Origin of the sequence: Rhabdochromatium marinum (genome assembly GCF_016583795.1) — a bacterium.
GTDB lineage: Bacteria > Pseudomonadota > Gammaproteobacteria > Chromatiales > Chromatiaceae > Rhabdochromatium > Rhabdochromatium marinum.
In genome coordinates, this window is sequence record NZ_NRRS01000084.1 from 1 (window position 1) to 15,577 (window position 15,577).

Here is a 15,577-nt window from a genome sequence, read left to right on the forward strand (position 1 = left end):
CATCGGCGCTGTCCTTGGGTTGGGTTGCACCTCCAAGACTACGCCTTTCCCGGACTCCTGCCGCCCCATGCCTCGCGCTGATCACCTACTGAAATTGTTGGTTTTGGACCGAGGGATGATCAAGGCCCTCCAGATAGACGCAATTTAGATAAGAAAAGTAAAAGAGGGTTGACATATTGGTATCTGCGGCAATAGTGCCTAACATTCGGCTACACCCGACCGCCCAAAGCGCTGTCGCGCTTTGGGCGGTCGGGTGAGCCAAGCGTTAACTGTATAAGGAAGATCTGTGGCTAAATTAAGAATATTCGTGTCATCCACGTGCTATGACTTGGGTGTTATTAGGTCGGAGTTGCGGCCTTTTATTGTATCACTTGGGCATGAGCCTGTTATGAGTGACTACTCAGATATTCTTTATGATCCAAGATCTCACACTCATGATAGTTGTATAAAAGAAGTTCCAAACTGTGACATAGTAGTGTTGATAATAGGCTCAAGATTTGGAGGTACAGGGATTCCTTCTGTTTTGAAGGGCTTTGATTTTGATGCTTTGAGAAGCCTTTCTTCTAAAGCCGATGTGCTTGAACACAAAGATAAGCTCTCTATTACACAGCTCGAAATACTAAAGGCTGCAGAGCAATCCATTCCAGTTTACGCTTTTGTTGATGAAAAGGTTTTTCATGACCATCATGTATATGAAAAAAACAAGGGTAAACCCGAAGTAATAGACGCAATTGAGTTTCCATCGATTCAAAAAAAGGAAACAGCAAAGTATATCTTTGAATTCATTAATTTTCTGACTCATCGTGCTCACAACAATAGTATCACCCCGTTTTCTCGTCTCGACGATATCAAAGAGAATCTGTTAGGGCAGTGGTCCCAGTTGTTTCAAAGACTTTTGTCTGAGAATAGAAATAGATCAATAGAGTCTAGAAGATATATGGATTTCTCTGAGAGATTGGATGACCTTAAAGCAGTTATTATGGCATCTATTGCAACGCCCAACCTCCGTGATACTGCTAGAGGGGCGATTCAATTCCGGCATTTACTAACCTTTCTTTCGTCGTTACACACGTCGAACCTAAAAGAGCTTCTTTTATCTGATTATTCTTGGGATGACCTTCTAAAAAAATTCGAAATTCGAGAAATCAAAGAGATTGATTCTGAAGATGGCCGAATGATGAGGCCTGATTTATTCCTTATAAGAAACGATGGAACATTCTATCGCTGTAGGTATTCTCTATCCGTAATTGAAGATATTAGGATTGATTGGAGTAACTTTGTCCAAATTGACAAGGATAGTCGTGCCGCAATTGTCGATGCATCATTGGAGGATAGAGACACAAGACGGCATAGGGCGGTATTACATGTAAACAAAGATTTTGAAGAATATATTGAGAGAAAGTACCCCCAAGACAAATTAGACCTGGATGAAAACAGTTAACAAGTTGCTGCACACGGATAAATTACTCGCTGCGCTCGCAATTTACCGGTGAGCAAAGCGTTAAACCTGAAAACACATAAGAAAATTCATGGCATACAAAAATATAGAGAATTACCCTGAAAACGCATCAGAACTAGCATCTTCTGAATTAAAGGCGCTGGGAACTGTATGGAGTGAAAAAAAGGATGAGCTTGAAAAAACGGGGGTATTTCAGGAATTTCTCAAGAAGATGCAACGAGAATGGGCCATTGAGACAGGAATCATTGAGCGTTTATATACCTGGGACAGGGGCGTCACAGAAGTATTGATTGAACAGGGAATTGATGCAAGCTTAATTGCCCACCAAGGAGGTTTCCAGAGAGAGGAAGCTGATCACATAAAGAATATCATTGATAATCAGCTTGAGATCGGTGAAGGATTATTTTCGTTTATCAAAGGTGAACAACCGCTAACGGAACATTTTGTTCGTGGCCTACAAGCAAAGTTCACAAACCATCAAGATACAACCGAGGCGGTTACTCCCGACAGGCGGTTGATCCAAGTAAAATTAGAGAAAGGTGTCTATAAGAAGCACCCGAACAATCCTCGTCGTCCAGATGGGCAAGAGCATTGGTATTGCCCGCCTGAATTCACGCAGTCTGAAATGGAGAAGCTAATTAAGTGGTATCGAGAGTCAGAAGATATCTATGCAGCAGAAGTTAGAGCCGCATGGTTACATCATAGGTTTACTCAAATTCATCCTTTCCAGGATGGAAACGGAAGGGTGGCACGAGCACTTGGCTCTTTGGTGTTCCTGAAAGCCGGTTTATTCCCATTGGTTATTCGAGATTCGGATAGAAAGGAGTATATCGGAGCCTTAGAAGAGGCTGATGCTGGTGAGCTTAAATCACTTGTATTTCTTTTTGTGAGGCGTCAAAAAGAAGCGGTTCTTCATGCCTTAGGGCTTGAGCAACAAGTCCAACAAAGCAAATATGCTGATCAAATAATCTCTTCTGCTCTAGAAATACTCAAAGGGAAGTACGCACAGGAAACTAGAAAAATTGGGCGTGTATATGATTATGCAAAAGAAATATTCAACATTACAGATAAGCATCTTCGTGAAATTTCGTCATCTCTTAATGCTGAACTGATGAAGGTAACACCGCCAAATCAGCAGCAATACAATTCAAATATCACATCAGCAGATAATCAATCTGGAAGAAGACACTATTTCTACAATCAAATTGTTGGTGTGGCCAACACGTTTAACTATTACGCCAATCTTGATCGTTACCGCGCTTGGGTAAGAATGGCTATTCACACTGAAGAAAACTTTGAATATATAATTAGTATTCACGCATATGGACATGCTGATAACGGAATTATGGCAGTTTCTGCTTTATCAGCTCGGAGAATTGAAACAGAGGAAGGAGGCACTGAGCCGGTTAATGTGCAACCAGCAACTACAGACATTTTCCAGTTTAACTATGCAGAAGAACTCGATAGCACTAAACAAAGATATGAGGACTGGCTTGAAAGTTCTTTAGCTATAGCATTAGCCGAGTGGAAGAGACAAATATCGGCTTAACAAAATGCTCAACACCTCCTTTTGTCGAAAACATGGCTATGAACAATAACACCAGCGCCTTATCACAAACGCAGTTTCCTGAACAAGAAACCGCAGCGGGCTTTGTTTCCTTGCTCGGTGATCTGGAACAGGCACCGCGCGCGTACCGGGTGGAAGTGGCTGAAACCAAACGCGCGCTTGAGCGCTGGGTGTGTGATGCGAGGCTTCGCGAGGACTATGCCAAGGATCCGGCGGCCGCCCTGCGTCGATTCGATCTCAAGCTCACACCAGCGCAATTGCACCCGCTGATCGACCGCGAGACTGCTTTGGCGCTAAACGACGCCATTGCACGCGGAGACACGGATGCTTTTCCGAGTTCCGTGCTGCGCTATCGCGCCTTTATTCGCGAGAAAATTCGCCATCGCCAAAACCATCGGCTGGAGAATGAGCCGCATCATCCGCGCCTGGCCAAATGGTGGTGGCGGCAGATGTATCGTCTGGCGGGTGAGGTTGGCGTCGTCAAAGCCGACCGCATCGTCCATGCGCCCCTGTCGATTGAACTCACGCGCGGCTGTTCGGTGCATTGTTGGTTCTGTGCTCTGCGTGCTAGCAAGCTTGAGGAGATCTGGCCTTACAGCGATGCCAATGCGCGCCTCTGGCGTGAGGTGCTTGACGTCCTCGGCGGCGTGATCGGCCCGACCGCCGCCCGCCATGGTTTTCTGTATTGGGCCACCGAGCCGCTCGATCATCCTGACTACGAGCGCTTCCTGGTCGACTTTCACGATGCCTACGGCGGTTGCCCGCAGACCACCACCGCCAAGCCGACAGCGGATGTGGAGCGCACCCGCCGTCTGCTGCGCCTATCCCTGTCACTGGGCGGTCATATCGACCGCTTTTCGATTCTGAGCCTGTCGATGCTCGATCAGGTCCATCGATCGTTCACTGCCGAGGAGCTACTGCGCGTCGAACTGCTGCCGCAAAACCGCGAGGCCGACGATCACCACAAGAAGGCGAATATCGGGCGCGCGCAGGATCATGAGACCAAGCGCGCCGGAGAGCTATCGACCGGTTCCAGCGCCTCGACCACGGCCTGCGTGTCTGGTTTTCTGCTCAATATGGTCGATCGCCGGGTCCAGTTGATCACCCCTTGCGCGGCCAGCGACGACTGGCCGCTTGGCTTCCGGATTTTGCAGGAGGCAACGTTCGACTCAGCACCACAGCTCGCCGATGTCATTGATTCGATGATCGATCGCCAGATGCCCGCCACCCTGGAACTGCGCGATCCGGTGCGCTTGCGTCCAAACCAACGCATCAAGCTGGCGGAGAATGGCGACCTGCATCTGGTTTCGCAGCTCAGCTTCCCGATTTCCGGTCAGCCACAGCCGCAGCGGCTGATGGCCTTGCTGACCGACGGTGCCCAGACCGTCGCCGAGCTGGTCGAGACGCGCCTGGAGGAGGCGGGGGTCGAACCCGAGCGCACCTTGCTGTTGCTCCATGAGCTTTTCGAGAAAGGCATCCTACTGGAGCCGCCTCGCCATGACCCTTGATGCTTTCTGGGAGCGCGAACGCGCCTGGGGTTTTTATCCGCTGCTGGAGGCACCGCGCGATGCACCTGAGGACTATGCGCTCGAGGTGGCCCTGGTCAAACGGGTGCTTGAGTGCTGGAACATCGACCCGGCCTTTCGCGACGCTTGGGCGCGCAACCCGCAGCGCGCCCTGGAAGATCGCCAGATCGCGTTGCAGGCTGCGGATGTCGCGCCGCTGCTGGCCAGCGAGCCGGTTCCGGAAGCGACTGACCCGATACTGAAGGCGGTCTATCAGGGGCGCGATTTACCGGATCAGCCGCAGGCAGTGCGGCGTTATTGTGCCCATCTGCGCGAGAAGCTGCACTGGCGCCAGGCACACCGGCGCGCCAACCAACCCACTGATCCGCGCATGGCGGCCTGGTGGGAGCGGCAGGTCGCACGCTTGTCTGGTCAAATGCACGCCGACAAAGCCGATGCCATCGTGCATACACCGGTCAGCTTCGAGTTAAGCGAGGGTTGCTCGGTTGGCTGTTGGTTCTGTGCCCTGGCTTCCGAGCCGCTTCAGGATCGCATCTGGCGCGCGACGCCGGAACATCGCGTCCTGTGGCGATCCGTGCTCCAACAGCTCAAAGAGCGTATTGGTCCAGCCGTCGGCAACGCCTTTTGCTACTGGGCAACCGAGCCTTTCGATAATCCAGATTACGAGGTGTTTCTGCAGGATTTTCAACAGGTACTCGGGCGCGTGCCACAGTCGACCACCGCCCGGCCGACGGCGACGATCGAGCGCACGCGCGCATTGCTGCGGCTGAGCGAAGGCCATGGTGTTTTGAATCGTTTCTCGATTCTGTCGCGCGACATTGCCCAGCAGGTTCATGCCGCTTTCAGTGCCAGGGAACTGCTGCTGACGGAGCTGCTGCCGCAGAACCGCGATGCCAACCCTAAATTTCGCAAAGCACGCGCCGGACGGATTCTGGAATCCGCCAATCCGGCCCTGACTCAAACGCCGACCACCATTGCCTGTGTGTCCGGCTTTTTGATCAACCTGTGGGCGCAACGGATTCAACTCATCACGCCATGTCCGGCCTCTGCGGTTTATCCCAAGGGTTATCAGGTGCTGGACGAGGCCTTGTTTACGACGGCTGAGGATTTCGGCTTGATGATCGAATGCCTGATCAGCAAGCACATGCTTCGTTTCCCGCCTCTGGATGCCCCGGTGCGACTGCGCCCGGACGTGCGCATCGAATGTCCCGACGCTTCCCATCTTCTGTTTCGCGCACTGGCCAAGCGAGTGACGCTCGCCAACCAGCCGCACAGCCATCAACTGGCCGAGTTGCTGGAGGCGGGTGCCAATACCCCGGCCGCCATTGCCGAGGCGCGCGAGCAGGCCGTCGGGATCGACTGCCAGGACAGCCTGTTTCTGATCAATCATCTGTTTGACCTGGGTCTGTTTGAAGAGACGCATTGAGGCCGCACAATGACGGTCTCGGCAGAAATCGCTACACTGCCCCATCATTTTCCCTTTTTTGCCAACTTTTGAGGATGGTGCATGTTCAATACGACAATGCGAATTCAGGGCTACGATGACGAGCTGTTTCAGGCACTGCAAGATGAGAAAGGCCGCCAGGAGGAGCACGTCGAGCTGATCGCCTCCGAGAACTACACCAGCCCGCGGGTGCTTGAAGCCCAGGGTTCCGTGCTGACCAACAAATACGCCGAAGGCTATCCGGGCAAGCGCTACTACGGCGGCTGTGAGTTTGTTGATGTCGCCGAGCGTCTGGCCATTGAGCGCGCCAAGGCGCTGTTTGGCGCGGATTATGCCAATGTGCAGCCGCATTCCGGCTCCCAGGCCAATGCGGCGGTCTATATGGCGCTGTGTCAGCCGGGTGACACCGTATTGGGTATGAGCCTGGCTCATGGTGGTCATCTCACCCATGGCGCTAAGCCAAATTTCTCCGGCAAGCTCTACAACGCCGTGCAGTACGGACTGAACCCGGACACCGGCGAGATCGACTATGAGCAGGTTGAAAGCCTGGCACGTGAGCATCGCCCGAAGCTGATTGTCGCCGGTTTCTCGGCCTACTCGCGGGTGGTGGACTGGGCGCGCTTCCGCGCCATTGCCGATGAGGTGGGGGCGTATTTTCTGGTCGATATGGCGCATGTCGCTGGACTGGTCGCCGCTGGCGTCTATCCCAGCCCGGTGGCTATTGCCGATGTCACCACCACCACTACCCACAAAACCCTGCGCGGCCCGCGCGGTGGCCTGATTCTGGCCAAGTCCAATGCGGAGATTGAGAAAAAGCTCAATTCCCTGGTATTCCCCGGCATTCAGGGCGGCCCGCTGATGCATGTGATCGCGGCCAAGGCGGTGGCCTTCAAAGAGGCCATGGAGCCGGAGTTTAAGACTTATCAGCAGCAGGTGGTCACCAATGCGCGCGCCATGGCCGAGGTGTTCAGTGCGCGCGGCTATGAGGTGGTCTCCGGCGGTACCGACGATCATTTATTCCTGGTGAGCTTTATCGCCCAAGGTCTCACCGGCAAGGAGGTCGATGCCTGGCTGGGGTCGGCCAATATCACCGTCAATAAGAACGCGGTGCCCAATGATCCGCAGTCGCCTTTTGTCACTAGCGGTATTCGTGTCGGCACCCCGGCTATGACCACACGCGGTTTCACCGAGGGCGATGCACGTGACCTGGCGGGCTGGATGTGTGATCTGATCGACAGCCGTGGTGATGCCAGCACCATTGACAAGATCAAGGGGCAGGTGCTTCAGTTGTGTCAGCGTCATCCGGTTTACGCCGCCTGAGTCATCCGTTGTACAGCCCTGGCCGGCGCACTCCAATGCGGCCTCAGGCCGCCTAAACTGCTGGAGGCACAAGCCATGCGTTGTCCATTCTGCGGCGAGCAAGACACCAAGGTGGTCGATTCGCGCCTGTATGGCGACGGCGATCAGGTACGCCGGCGCCGGCGCTGCATCGTCTGCGGTGAACGCTTTACCACCTACGAGGTCGCGGAACTGGATCTGCCCCGGGTGATCAAGCGCGATGGCACCCGGGTGCCCTTTGATCGCAACAAGCTGCGCGCCGGGCTGCTGCGAGCGGTGGAAAAGCGTCCGGTCAGCGCCGATGAAATCGATACCGTGATGGCGCACATCTGCCGCCAGGTGTTGGCCACCGGGGCCAGCGAGATCAAATCACGTGACATCGGCGAGTTTCTGATGGACGAACTGCGCGGCCTGGATCAGGTGGCCTATGTGCGCTTTGCCTCGGTGTATCGGGAGTTCGAGGATGTCAATGCCTTCCGTGAGGAAATCGAACGCCTCGAACGCCAGCCCTCGCCGGAACTGCGCCGCGCGCAGCTTGATCTGCTCAATGATCTGGAGTCCAAATGACCTCCGCAGTGGATGCGCGCCTGATGGCTCAGGCCTTGCGGCTCGCCGAGCGCGGTCTGTACACCACAGATCCCAATCCCCGCGTGGGCTGTGTGATCGCACGCGATGGCCAGGTCATCGCTCAAGCCTGGCATGCGCGGGCTGGTGAACCCCATGCCGAGCCGCTGGCCTTGGAGCAAGCCGGCCCCGATGCGCGCGGTGCCACCGTCTATGTCACCCTCGAGCCCTGCTGCCATCACGGGCGCACCCCGCCCTGCACCGAGGCACTGATCAAGGCTGGCGTGGCGCGGGTGGTGGTGGCCATGCAAGACCCCAATCCGCGGGTGGCCGGGCAGGGGATCGCTGGCTTGCGTGCTGCCGGAATAGAGGTCGATACCGGGCTGATGCAGGACGAGGCGCTGGCACTGAATCCAGGCTTTGTGCAGCGCATGCAGCAGGGGCGTCCCTGGGTGCGCAGCAAGCTGGCGATGAGCCTGGATGGGCGCACCGCCATGGCCAGTGGCGAGAGCCGCTGGATTACCGGGGAGGCGGCGCGCGCGGATGTGCAGCGCCTGCGCGCGCGTTCATCAGCCATTGTGACTGGCATCGGCACCGTGCTGGCCGATGATCCCCGACTCAACGTGCGCCAGCTTCCCGACGCTGCGGCGGCACCGGATGCCATCGCGCCTGAGTCACGCCAGCCGTTGCGGGTGGTGCTCGACTCACAACTGCGCCTGCCGCCCACGGCACAACTGCTGAAGGTGCCCGGTCAGCTGTTGGTCTTCACTACCCAGGAGCCGGCGCACCCGCACTGGCCTGCGTTGGAGGCGGCTGGAGCCGAGGTCATGCAGGCCAGCCCCTCGGCAGAGGGACGGGTGGACCTGGGTGAAGTGCTGCGCGAACTCGCGTGGCGCGAGTGCAATGAGGTCTTGATCGAGGCCGGCCCGGTGCTGGCTGGCGCGGCCCTGCAAGCGGGTTACATCGACGAGCTGTGGCTGTATTGGGCGCCCCATCTCATGGGCGATGCCGCGCGCGGACTCTTTCATCTGCCCGGTCTGGAGTGCATGGATCAGCGCATAGGCCTGGAACTGCTGGAAGTGCGCGCCGTCGGTAACGATTGTCGCTTGCGCCTGCGACCGCAGCCGCGACCGCCGCAGCGGCAGGAATCTGACAGCTGTGTGTGAACTCTTTGCCATGTCGAGCCGGGTGCCAGCGACTCTAGGGCTGTCGATCGGGCATCTGGCGCGCCACGGCGGCGCGGAAGGCCCGCACAAGGACGGTTGGGGGCTGGCCTGTTACGAGGGGCGCGACTGTCTGCTGCTGCGCGAACCGCGACCGGCTTGTGAGAGCCTGCTGCTGGGCTTTGTTGATGTGCAGGGCGTGCGCACCTGCATGGCCGTCTCCCATCTGCGCCTCGCCACCTTCGGGGCACGCTCGCTGCAAAATACCCAGCCCTTTGTGCGTGAACTCGGCGGGCGCAGCCATGTGTTTGCGCACAATGGTGATTTCCCGCAATTGCTCGAACCGGCGGTCAGGCCGGTGGGACGCTTTCGCGCCATCGGGGACTCGGACTCGGAACTGGCCTTTTGTGCGCTGCTGGAGCGTTTGGCGCCCTTGTGGGATGCCTGCACCTCAGAGCCGCCGCCACTGAGCGAGCGCCTGGCGGTGATTGCTGATTTCAGTCGCGGGATGCGCGCCCTGGGTCCGGCCAACTTCATCTATGCCGATGCCGATGCGCTCTTTATTCATGCCCATCGCCGCACCCAGCCCGACGGGCAATTGCGGCCGCCGGGGCTCTATCTGCTGCAACGCGCCTGTTGGGAATCGGCGCCTGAGTTGCAGGACGCCGGCGTGCATTTGCAGACGGTGCGCCAGGAAGTGGCGCTGGTGGCCAGTGTGCCCCTGACCGACGAACTCTGGGAACCGCTCGGGGAGGGCGATCTGATCGCCCTGCGCAACGGGCGCTGCCATGATGCCCAGGGATACTGGCGTTCGCCGGCACAGATCAGCCTGCGGGCGCCGTCACAGCCAGCCATGACGGCTGTTACACACAGCCAGTAGGCTTTGGCAAACCGCCCCATTTGCAGATCAGCTTCATCGGCCCTTTCTTGAAAATGTTGTAGAGTTCCTTGGTGGAAACCCCGCTTTTCTTGGCAAAAATCCGAATCGGCGGCACCACGCCGTCGTCGTCATAGCTGGCTCGAGCGGCACGAATCAGGTCCATCACCTGATCCGTCATCTCGAAATCATCGGTCTGCGCCAGCTCACGGGCGAGATCCTCGTTCCAGTCATCGCGGTTGACCAAAAAGCCCTCGCCGTCGAGTGGGACACTGATCGCCATGGGTCATCTCCTGTGGTTTGACTGTCAACTGTGGTGGGCCGACGCAGCGGCCGCGCCCTAGTACAGTGGTGTCAGCGACGGCCAATATCCAGCTGCATCGCCTCCAGCACGCCATCCCAGAAGCGGATGCGCGCGCAAATGGCCTCTTCGGCGGCAGCCTCAGCTTCGGCATACCGCTCAGGGTCATCCGCGCAAAAATGCTCCAGCAGTTGCAGCGACAGGGGACCGTGAAAATCCTCATCCAGATGGATGTGGCGCTTCAGGTAGAAATGAAAGCTGGGCGCTTCTGTCTCGGTAATACCCATGCCGTCGAGCAGGCGGCGAAACATCCGTGGAATCACGGTTTCGCGCCCCAGGGCCAGTGCTGCGGCCACCTCGTGTGGTTTGTCTGCGTTGATAAAGCAGAAAGTCGTCTCGCAAAAGCGCTTGGAGGGCTCCGGCACCGCACTGGTGGCCAATGCCTGCGGCAAGCCGTCGCGCGCAACTGCCGCGACAAATGCCTGCGGAGTTTCAGCATCGGCGCCAATTTCTTCCATGGCCTGACAATAGAGTTCAAAGTGGCTGCCGTAACGCGGCCCGTCGCCCTGATCGAAGCTGTCGGATTCTTCTTCCAGCACCAATTGGTTGATGAAATAACGCACTGCCGGTGGTCCGTTGGGCACCCAGGGCAGGTCACAGGGCGCAATTTGGCGTTGCAGAGACTTGATCAGCGACATGAAATCCCATACCGAGTAAACATGATGTTGCATGAAAATGCGCAGATCCTCAGGCGTGCGCAATGCGGTATAAATGGGATGGGATTCGAGTTCCTGTTGCAGTGGTGCAATATGCTCGAGATTCAGTTGAGTCATGGCTTTTTAAGTCCTTAGGCGATCGTAATGGGACATAGATGTTCGGAGTATTTTTACTTAAATACAATAAACGGTTACGCTTGCGCGGCTCGTTCAATCCAACAGAACGCGGTTGCGCCCAGTTTCCTTGGCGCGGTAGAGCAGATTGTCAGCGGCGATTATCATCGCGTCGATGTTGTCTTGAACCTTGGTGGTCACGCCAATGCTGATGGTGATTGATAGCTTATCGGCGTCGAACTCGAATATTTCTGCCGCCACTTGGCGACGGAAGTGATCGAGGAGTGTCAAGGCGGCCTCGGGCGTGAGATCGGTGGCGATGACGCAGAATTCCTCGCCGCCGAAGCGGGCCACGACATCGCTGTTGCGAAAACGGGTTTTCATCATTTGGCCGACGCGACTTAAAACCTCGTCCCCGGCGTCGTGACCCCAGGTGTCGTTGATGCGCTTGAAATGATCAATATCCAGCATCGCCACCGCCAACGATGTACCCGCGCGATGGGCGCGGGCCACCAACGGCAAGCCCAGACGCAACAACTGCCGGCGATTGTCGAGTCCAGTGAGAAAATCAGTGGTTGCCGCCTGTTCTGCGGTGACCATTTTCTGATAGTTCAGCGCGTTTGCCAGGGCGATGGCGATCTTGGAGGAGAACACCTCCAGTAATTTACGATCACTTGCATCGGGCACGCCCAGCCCCTCGTGCAACAAAGCAACCGTGGCATGGTTATCGCCGTTGCCCAGATAAATCGCGGTATATTCGTCGCCCAGCTGATTCTGGCGCGTTACGAGTGCTTGGCGCGCGAACGCGAGCATGTTCTGGTGCTTGCAGTCGCCATCCATGGTGCAATTTAAACAATCCCTGTATTCGCCCGAGCTGGCCATGATGGTCATATCGTTGCATGACGAGAGGTCTTCGTTCAGCGCGACCGGGCTGCGTTGCATGTAAATGACACCGTTGGGCTGGCATCCCAGGAAGGCGGAAAGCTGCGTGAGCACGCCGGAGGCGAATTGTTGCAGCGAATGCACCTGAAACAGCGTATCGGTACTGTCGAGGATTTTTTCCAACCCATTGCGGGTTTTCTCCAGCGAGACGATGGTTTCAAAGGAACGCAGCGCCGCCATCACGGTGGTGAAGAGTTTTTGTGCCGTCAGTTCGCTCTTGGCTTTGTAGTCGTTGATATCGTAATCGACGATGACGCGCTCTTCCGGAGCCTGGCCGGGTTGACCGGTGCGCAAGATGATGCGCGTGGCGCTGTTACCGAGTTCTTCCCGAATCGTTTTGACTAGGCGCAGACCGGCATCGTCCGTTTCCATCACCACGTCGAGCAAAATGGCTGCGATGTCGCGCTCGCGCTGCAGGAGCGCGTGCGCCTCGGCGGCGGAATAGGCGGACAGGATTGTGATGCCGCGCTCCTTGTAGCGCATCTTGCTGAGAATCATCCGTGTGACAGTGTGTACTTCCACGTCGTCATCAACAACAAGAACATTCCAATTGCGCAAGAGCGATGTCGTGGCGACGGCATTGGCGGACGATTTTAGTTTGAGGGGTGAACCGGGCATGACGGTCAATCCTTAGGAGAAGACGTCGGAAGGACAAGGGGCACGCACATAGCAAATGTTGTGCCTTGATTCGGGGTGCTGCTGAACGTCAGTGTCCCCTTGAGAGACTGGGTGACAAGCGTATACATAATATGAAGACCAAGGCCGCTCCCGCCCTGGCTGCGCTGGGTGGTAAAGAAAGGCTCGAACACCCTCTTATGCAACTCGGGCGGGATCCCCTTGCCATCATCGCTAAATAAAATCTTCACCTGCTTGTCTGTAGTAGTACGTGCTGTGATGGCGATATGGCCCGCTTGATCGGGTTCGAAGGCATGAACCGATGCATTGATGATCAAGTTGGTTAGCACCTGCGAAAAGGCGCCGGGCAGGCTATCCAGTATCAGCCCGGCGGGGCAGTCCACCTGGATTTCGATCGGGGTTTTCTTAAGGCGTGGGTGCAGACTGAGTAATACTTCATCGATATAGATTGCGAGATCAAAGGTACGCCGCTCGCCGCCGGTGCGATCCACAGCGATTTGTTTGAAGCTATGAATCAAATTAGCTGCACGCTCGCTGTTGAGGGACATCAGCCGCGTCGCCTGACGTGCGGTCGCGAAGTAATCGTTCAGCTCTTCCTCGCTGAGCTCTCCAGCCTGATAGGCTTGGTCGATTTTGTGGGTTTCGGATTCGAGATAAGTCGCCGCAGACAGTGTCACGCCGACCGGCGTGTTGATTTCGTGAGCGACACCGGCGACCAAGCTGCCCAGTGCTGCGAGTTTTTCCGTCTGTACCAGTTCTTTTTGTAGTTGACGTTGCAAAGTCAGAGCGGACTCGGCCTGCTGCTTGGCTTCAAGTAGGATTTGCTGGTTGCGTTCCTGTTCGGTCACGTCGCGCAAGGTGATGGTGGCCAGTATTTCCTCGCCTTTAGCGCTATAAGACAAGCTGGCTTGAACACTGATTTCGCGGCCATCGCGCGTCCTGCCTGTCAAAACCTTCCCGACATCCATCGGGCGGTGCTGAGCATTATTGAAAAAGCAATTACGATGCTTTATGTGCTCGCTTCTGAAGCGCTCGGGGATCAGTTGTTCGACCGTCATGGCGAGCAACTCGTCGTGACGATAGCCAAAGAAGCGTTCGGCCATCTGATTGGCGCGAACGATGCGCCCGTCTCGGGCCGCCGTGACCATCACATCGGGAGCAGTGTCGAGCAGGGTGTTGAGCCGTGCCTCGGCCTGGTGGATGGCGTCGTTGGCGGCGACCAACTGACGCAGAAAGCGGAGCAGAATAATGGCCGCAGAGAACATTGCGGAGAGCACTAAAATGCCACCAATGAGCGCAAAACGTACTGCGCTATCGTGCTCGGAGGTTGCCTGACGTTCGGTTTCCCGGGCGCGCTGCTCTGCACGCTTGCTCAGATGAATGAATGCCTGGATGGCTGGGGTGTCATCAACCTTGACGACGGCATCAAGTTCCGCCGCACTGGCGCCGGCGGTCACCATCGACGGGATCTTGGCGTATTTGTCCACATATTCTTCAAACACCAGTCGAATTTGCTCCAGTGCCTGTTTATCTTCCGTGACCCAAAGCAGGTGATCAAGGCGGTCAATTTGTTTTCTGAAGCCGGCGATATCTTCGTCGATTCTGGCCTGATAGCGTGGCAAATCCTGGCGCAGGACGAGATTTTTGAAATTGTGGATAAAACCGCCATAGCCGATATGACGCTGGAGTTCGGACAAGGCATTGCCGATGCTTGTCGCTCGCGTGTTGTGTGTTTCCCAAGCCGTTTCTACGTCAGAAAAGCGCGCCAGGCTGAGCATCCAAAGCAGCAGCGCCACTAACGCAATCATCGTGCCGGATAGGATGATCAGGCGTGCCTGACGGCGGTGATCGTTGGGGTAAAGTTCTTGTTTAGCCACTGACTATCTGCACCACAGCCAGGCGAACAGGGATTGGCCAGTCCAGACCATCAGGCGGTGGTTGTCAGAGCGAAATGATTCAGTATTAGAAACATCCATGCACAGAAGTCACAGCGGGCGTTTGCACAATCCAGCCGGCATCGTCGCAACGGGCAGCAGCTAGGGTTTTCAGTGAGTCGATTTCGGGCACCTGCTGGTGCAGAATGCCGTCACTGAGGCTGTAGATCCATCCGTGAACCACCAGGGGACGCCCTTGCTTCCAGGCATTCTTGACGATGGTGGTGTTACAGACATTGGTTACTTGCTCGGTTACGTTCAACTCGCACAGGCGCTCCAAACGCTCAGCCTCGCTGAGTGGAGCCAGCGCCTCGGCATGAAAGCGACCCACATCGCGGAGATGGCGCAGCCAGTTGTCGATCAGGCCATGATCCTCGGAAGTCAATGCCGCCTTCACCCCGCCGCAGCCATAATGGCCACAGACAATAATGTGCTCGACTTGCAGTACATCCACAGCATACTGAATCACCGACAGGCAATTCAGATCCGTATGCACCACCACATTGGCAATGTTGCGATGCACAAAGACCTCGCCAGGCGGCAGACCGACGATCTCATTAGCCGGCACACGGCTGTCGGCGCAGCCAATCCACAGATAGCGTGGTGACTGCTGCTGCGCCAGCCGGGCGAAAAAATTCGGGGTCTGATGCTTGATCCCCTCGGCCCAGGCACGATTGTTAGCAAACAGATGCGGCAAGGTTTTCAATGGCGTTTCTCGTTAAAGGCGTTCCTTGTCAAACAGGCAGGAGACGAGCGGCAGCAAGCCAACATATCACATCAGGCGAGCAGGGAGCGCGACTCTAGTCTTGCAAAAAATACACGATAGTGTATTATTGTCTCATGGAAAGCACCATGAGTACAGGCAAAGCGGCGAAGCGGCTGGGCGTTTCGGTCAAGACGTTGCAGCGTTGGGAGCGCGAGGGTCGTCTTATTCCCGTGGCGCGCACCGACAGCAATCGCCGTCTCTACACCGAGGATCAGTTGCAAGCGTTCATC

The 15,577-nt window shown here is 56.2% G+C and carries 14 protein-coding genes; 9 read left to right on the top strand and 5 right to left on the bottom strand.

Annotated elements, in window-relative coordinates:
* The first annotated feature begins 307 nt into the window (after window positions 1–307).
* The 8 genes from CKO36_RS16385 to CKO36_RS16420 all read left to right on the top strand — a co-directional run bounded on the left by CKO36_RS16385 (window position 308) and on the right by CKO36_RS16420 (window position 9,941).
* Window positions 308–1,441, top strand: coding sequence for a DUF4062 domain-containing protein (locus tag CKO36_RS16385; RefSeq protein WP_338053511.1), 1,134 nt, complete (start codon window positions 308–310; stop codon window positions 1,439–1,441).
* 88 nt (window positions 1,442–1,529) lie between these two features.
* Entirely contained in the window at window positions 1,530–3,008 is a 1,479-nt protein-coding gene (locus tag CKO36_RS16390; protein WP_200285757.1) for a Fic family protein, read from the top strand.
* 38 nt (window positions 3,009–3,046) lie between these two features.
* The gene (locus CKO36_RS16395) at window positions 3,047–4,534 is read left to right on the top strand and encodes a radical SAM family RiPP maturation amino acid epimerase (RefSeq protein WP_200285758.1); all 1,488 of its coding nucleotides are present in this window, start codon (window positions 3,047–3,049) and stop codon (window positions 4,532–4,534) included.
* Entirely contained in the window at window positions 4,524–5,978 is a 1,455-nt protein-coding gene (locus CKO36_RS16400; protein ID WP_200285760.1) for a radical SAM family RiPP maturation amino acid epimerase, read from the top strand. Before CKO36_RS16395 ends, CKO36_RS16400 begins: the two co-directional genes overlap by 11 nt.
* An 81-nt stretch (window positions 5,979–6,059) precedes the next feature.
* On the top strand, window positions 6,060–7,316 hold the full coding sequence (gene glyA, locus CKO36_RS16405; protein ID WP_200285762.1) for a serine hydroxymethyltransferase: 1,257 nt from the start codon (window positions 6,060–6,062) through the stop codon (window positions 7,314–7,316).
* Between the two features lie 75 nt (window positions 7,317–7,391).
* A complete protein-coding gene (gene nrdR / locus CKO36_RS16410; RefSeq protein WP_200285764.1) occupies window positions 7,392–7,901 on the top strand; it encodes a transcriptional regulator NrdR in 510 nt (169 codons plus the stop codon).
* Window positions 7,898–9,064 (top strand): bifunctional diaminohydroxyphosphoribosylaminopyrimidine deaminase/5-amino-6-(5-phosphoribosylamino)uracil reductase RibD, encoded by a 1,167-nt coding sequence (gene ribD, locus CKO36_RS16415; RefSeq protein WP_200285766.1) that lies wholly within the window; start codon window positions 7,898–7,900, stop codon window positions 9,062–9,064. Before nrdR ends, ribD begins: the two co-directional genes overlap by 4 nt.
* Window positions 9,057–9,941, top strand: coding sequence for a class II glutamine amidotransferase (locus CKO36_RS16420; RefSeq protein WP_200285768.1), 885 nt, complete (start codon window positions 9,057–9,059; stop codon window positions 9,939–9,941). The genes ribD and CKO36_RS16420 overlap by 8 nt, the downstream gene beginning before the upstream one ends.
* Here the strand turns inward: CKO36_RS16420 and CKO36_RS16425 are convergent.
* The 5 genes from CKO36_RS16425 to can form a co-directional block, all read right to left on the bottom strand.
* Window positions 9,925–10,221 carry a TusE/DsrC/DsvC family sulfur relay protein gene (locus CKO36_RS16425; RefSeq protein WP_200285770.1) on the bottom strand — a complete coding sequence of 99 codons (297 nt, stop codon included), beginning with the start codon at window positions 10,219–10,221 and terminating at the stop codon, window positions 9,925–9,927. The genes CKO36_RS16420 and CKO36_RS16425 overlap by 17 nt on opposite strands.
* A 71-nt stretch (window positions 10,222–10,292) precedes the next feature.
* Window positions 10,293–11,072 (bottom strand): DUF3050 domain-containing protein, encoded by a 780-nt coding sequence (locus CKO36_RS16430; RefSeq protein ID WP_200285772.1) that lies wholly within the window; start codon window positions 11,070–11,072, stop codon window positions 10,293–10,295.
* Between the two features lie 93 nt (window positions 11,073–11,165).
* Window positions 11,166–12,629, bottom strand: a complete 1,464-nt coding sequence (locus tag CKO36_RS16435; RefSeq protein ID WP_200285774.1) for a diguanylate cyclase — start codon at window positions 12,627–12,629, stop codon at window positions 11,166–11,168.
* Window positions 12,630–12,634: 5 nt separating this feature from the next.
* A complete protein-coding gene (locus CKO36_RS19925; protein ID WP_200285776.1) occupies window positions 12,635–14,524 on the bottom strand; it encodes an ATP-binding protein in 1,890 nt (629 codons plus the stop codon).
* A gap of 85 nt (window positions 14,525–14,609) precedes the next feature.
* Complete coding sequence (gene can, locus CKO36_RS16445) at window positions 14,610–15,287, bottom strand: carbonate dehydratase (RefSeq protein WP_200285778.1); 678 nt, start codon at window positions 15,285–15,287, stop codon at window positions 14,610–14,612.
* A 146-nt stretch (window positions 15,288–15,433) separates the two neighbouring features.
* Between can and CKO36_RS20525 the strand changes: the two genes are divergently transcribed.
* A partial coding sequence (locus tag CKO36_RS20525; RefSeq protein WP_200285780.1) for a MerR family DNA-binding transcriptional regulator occupies window positions 15,434–15,577 on the top strand: 144 nt, incomplete at its 3' end.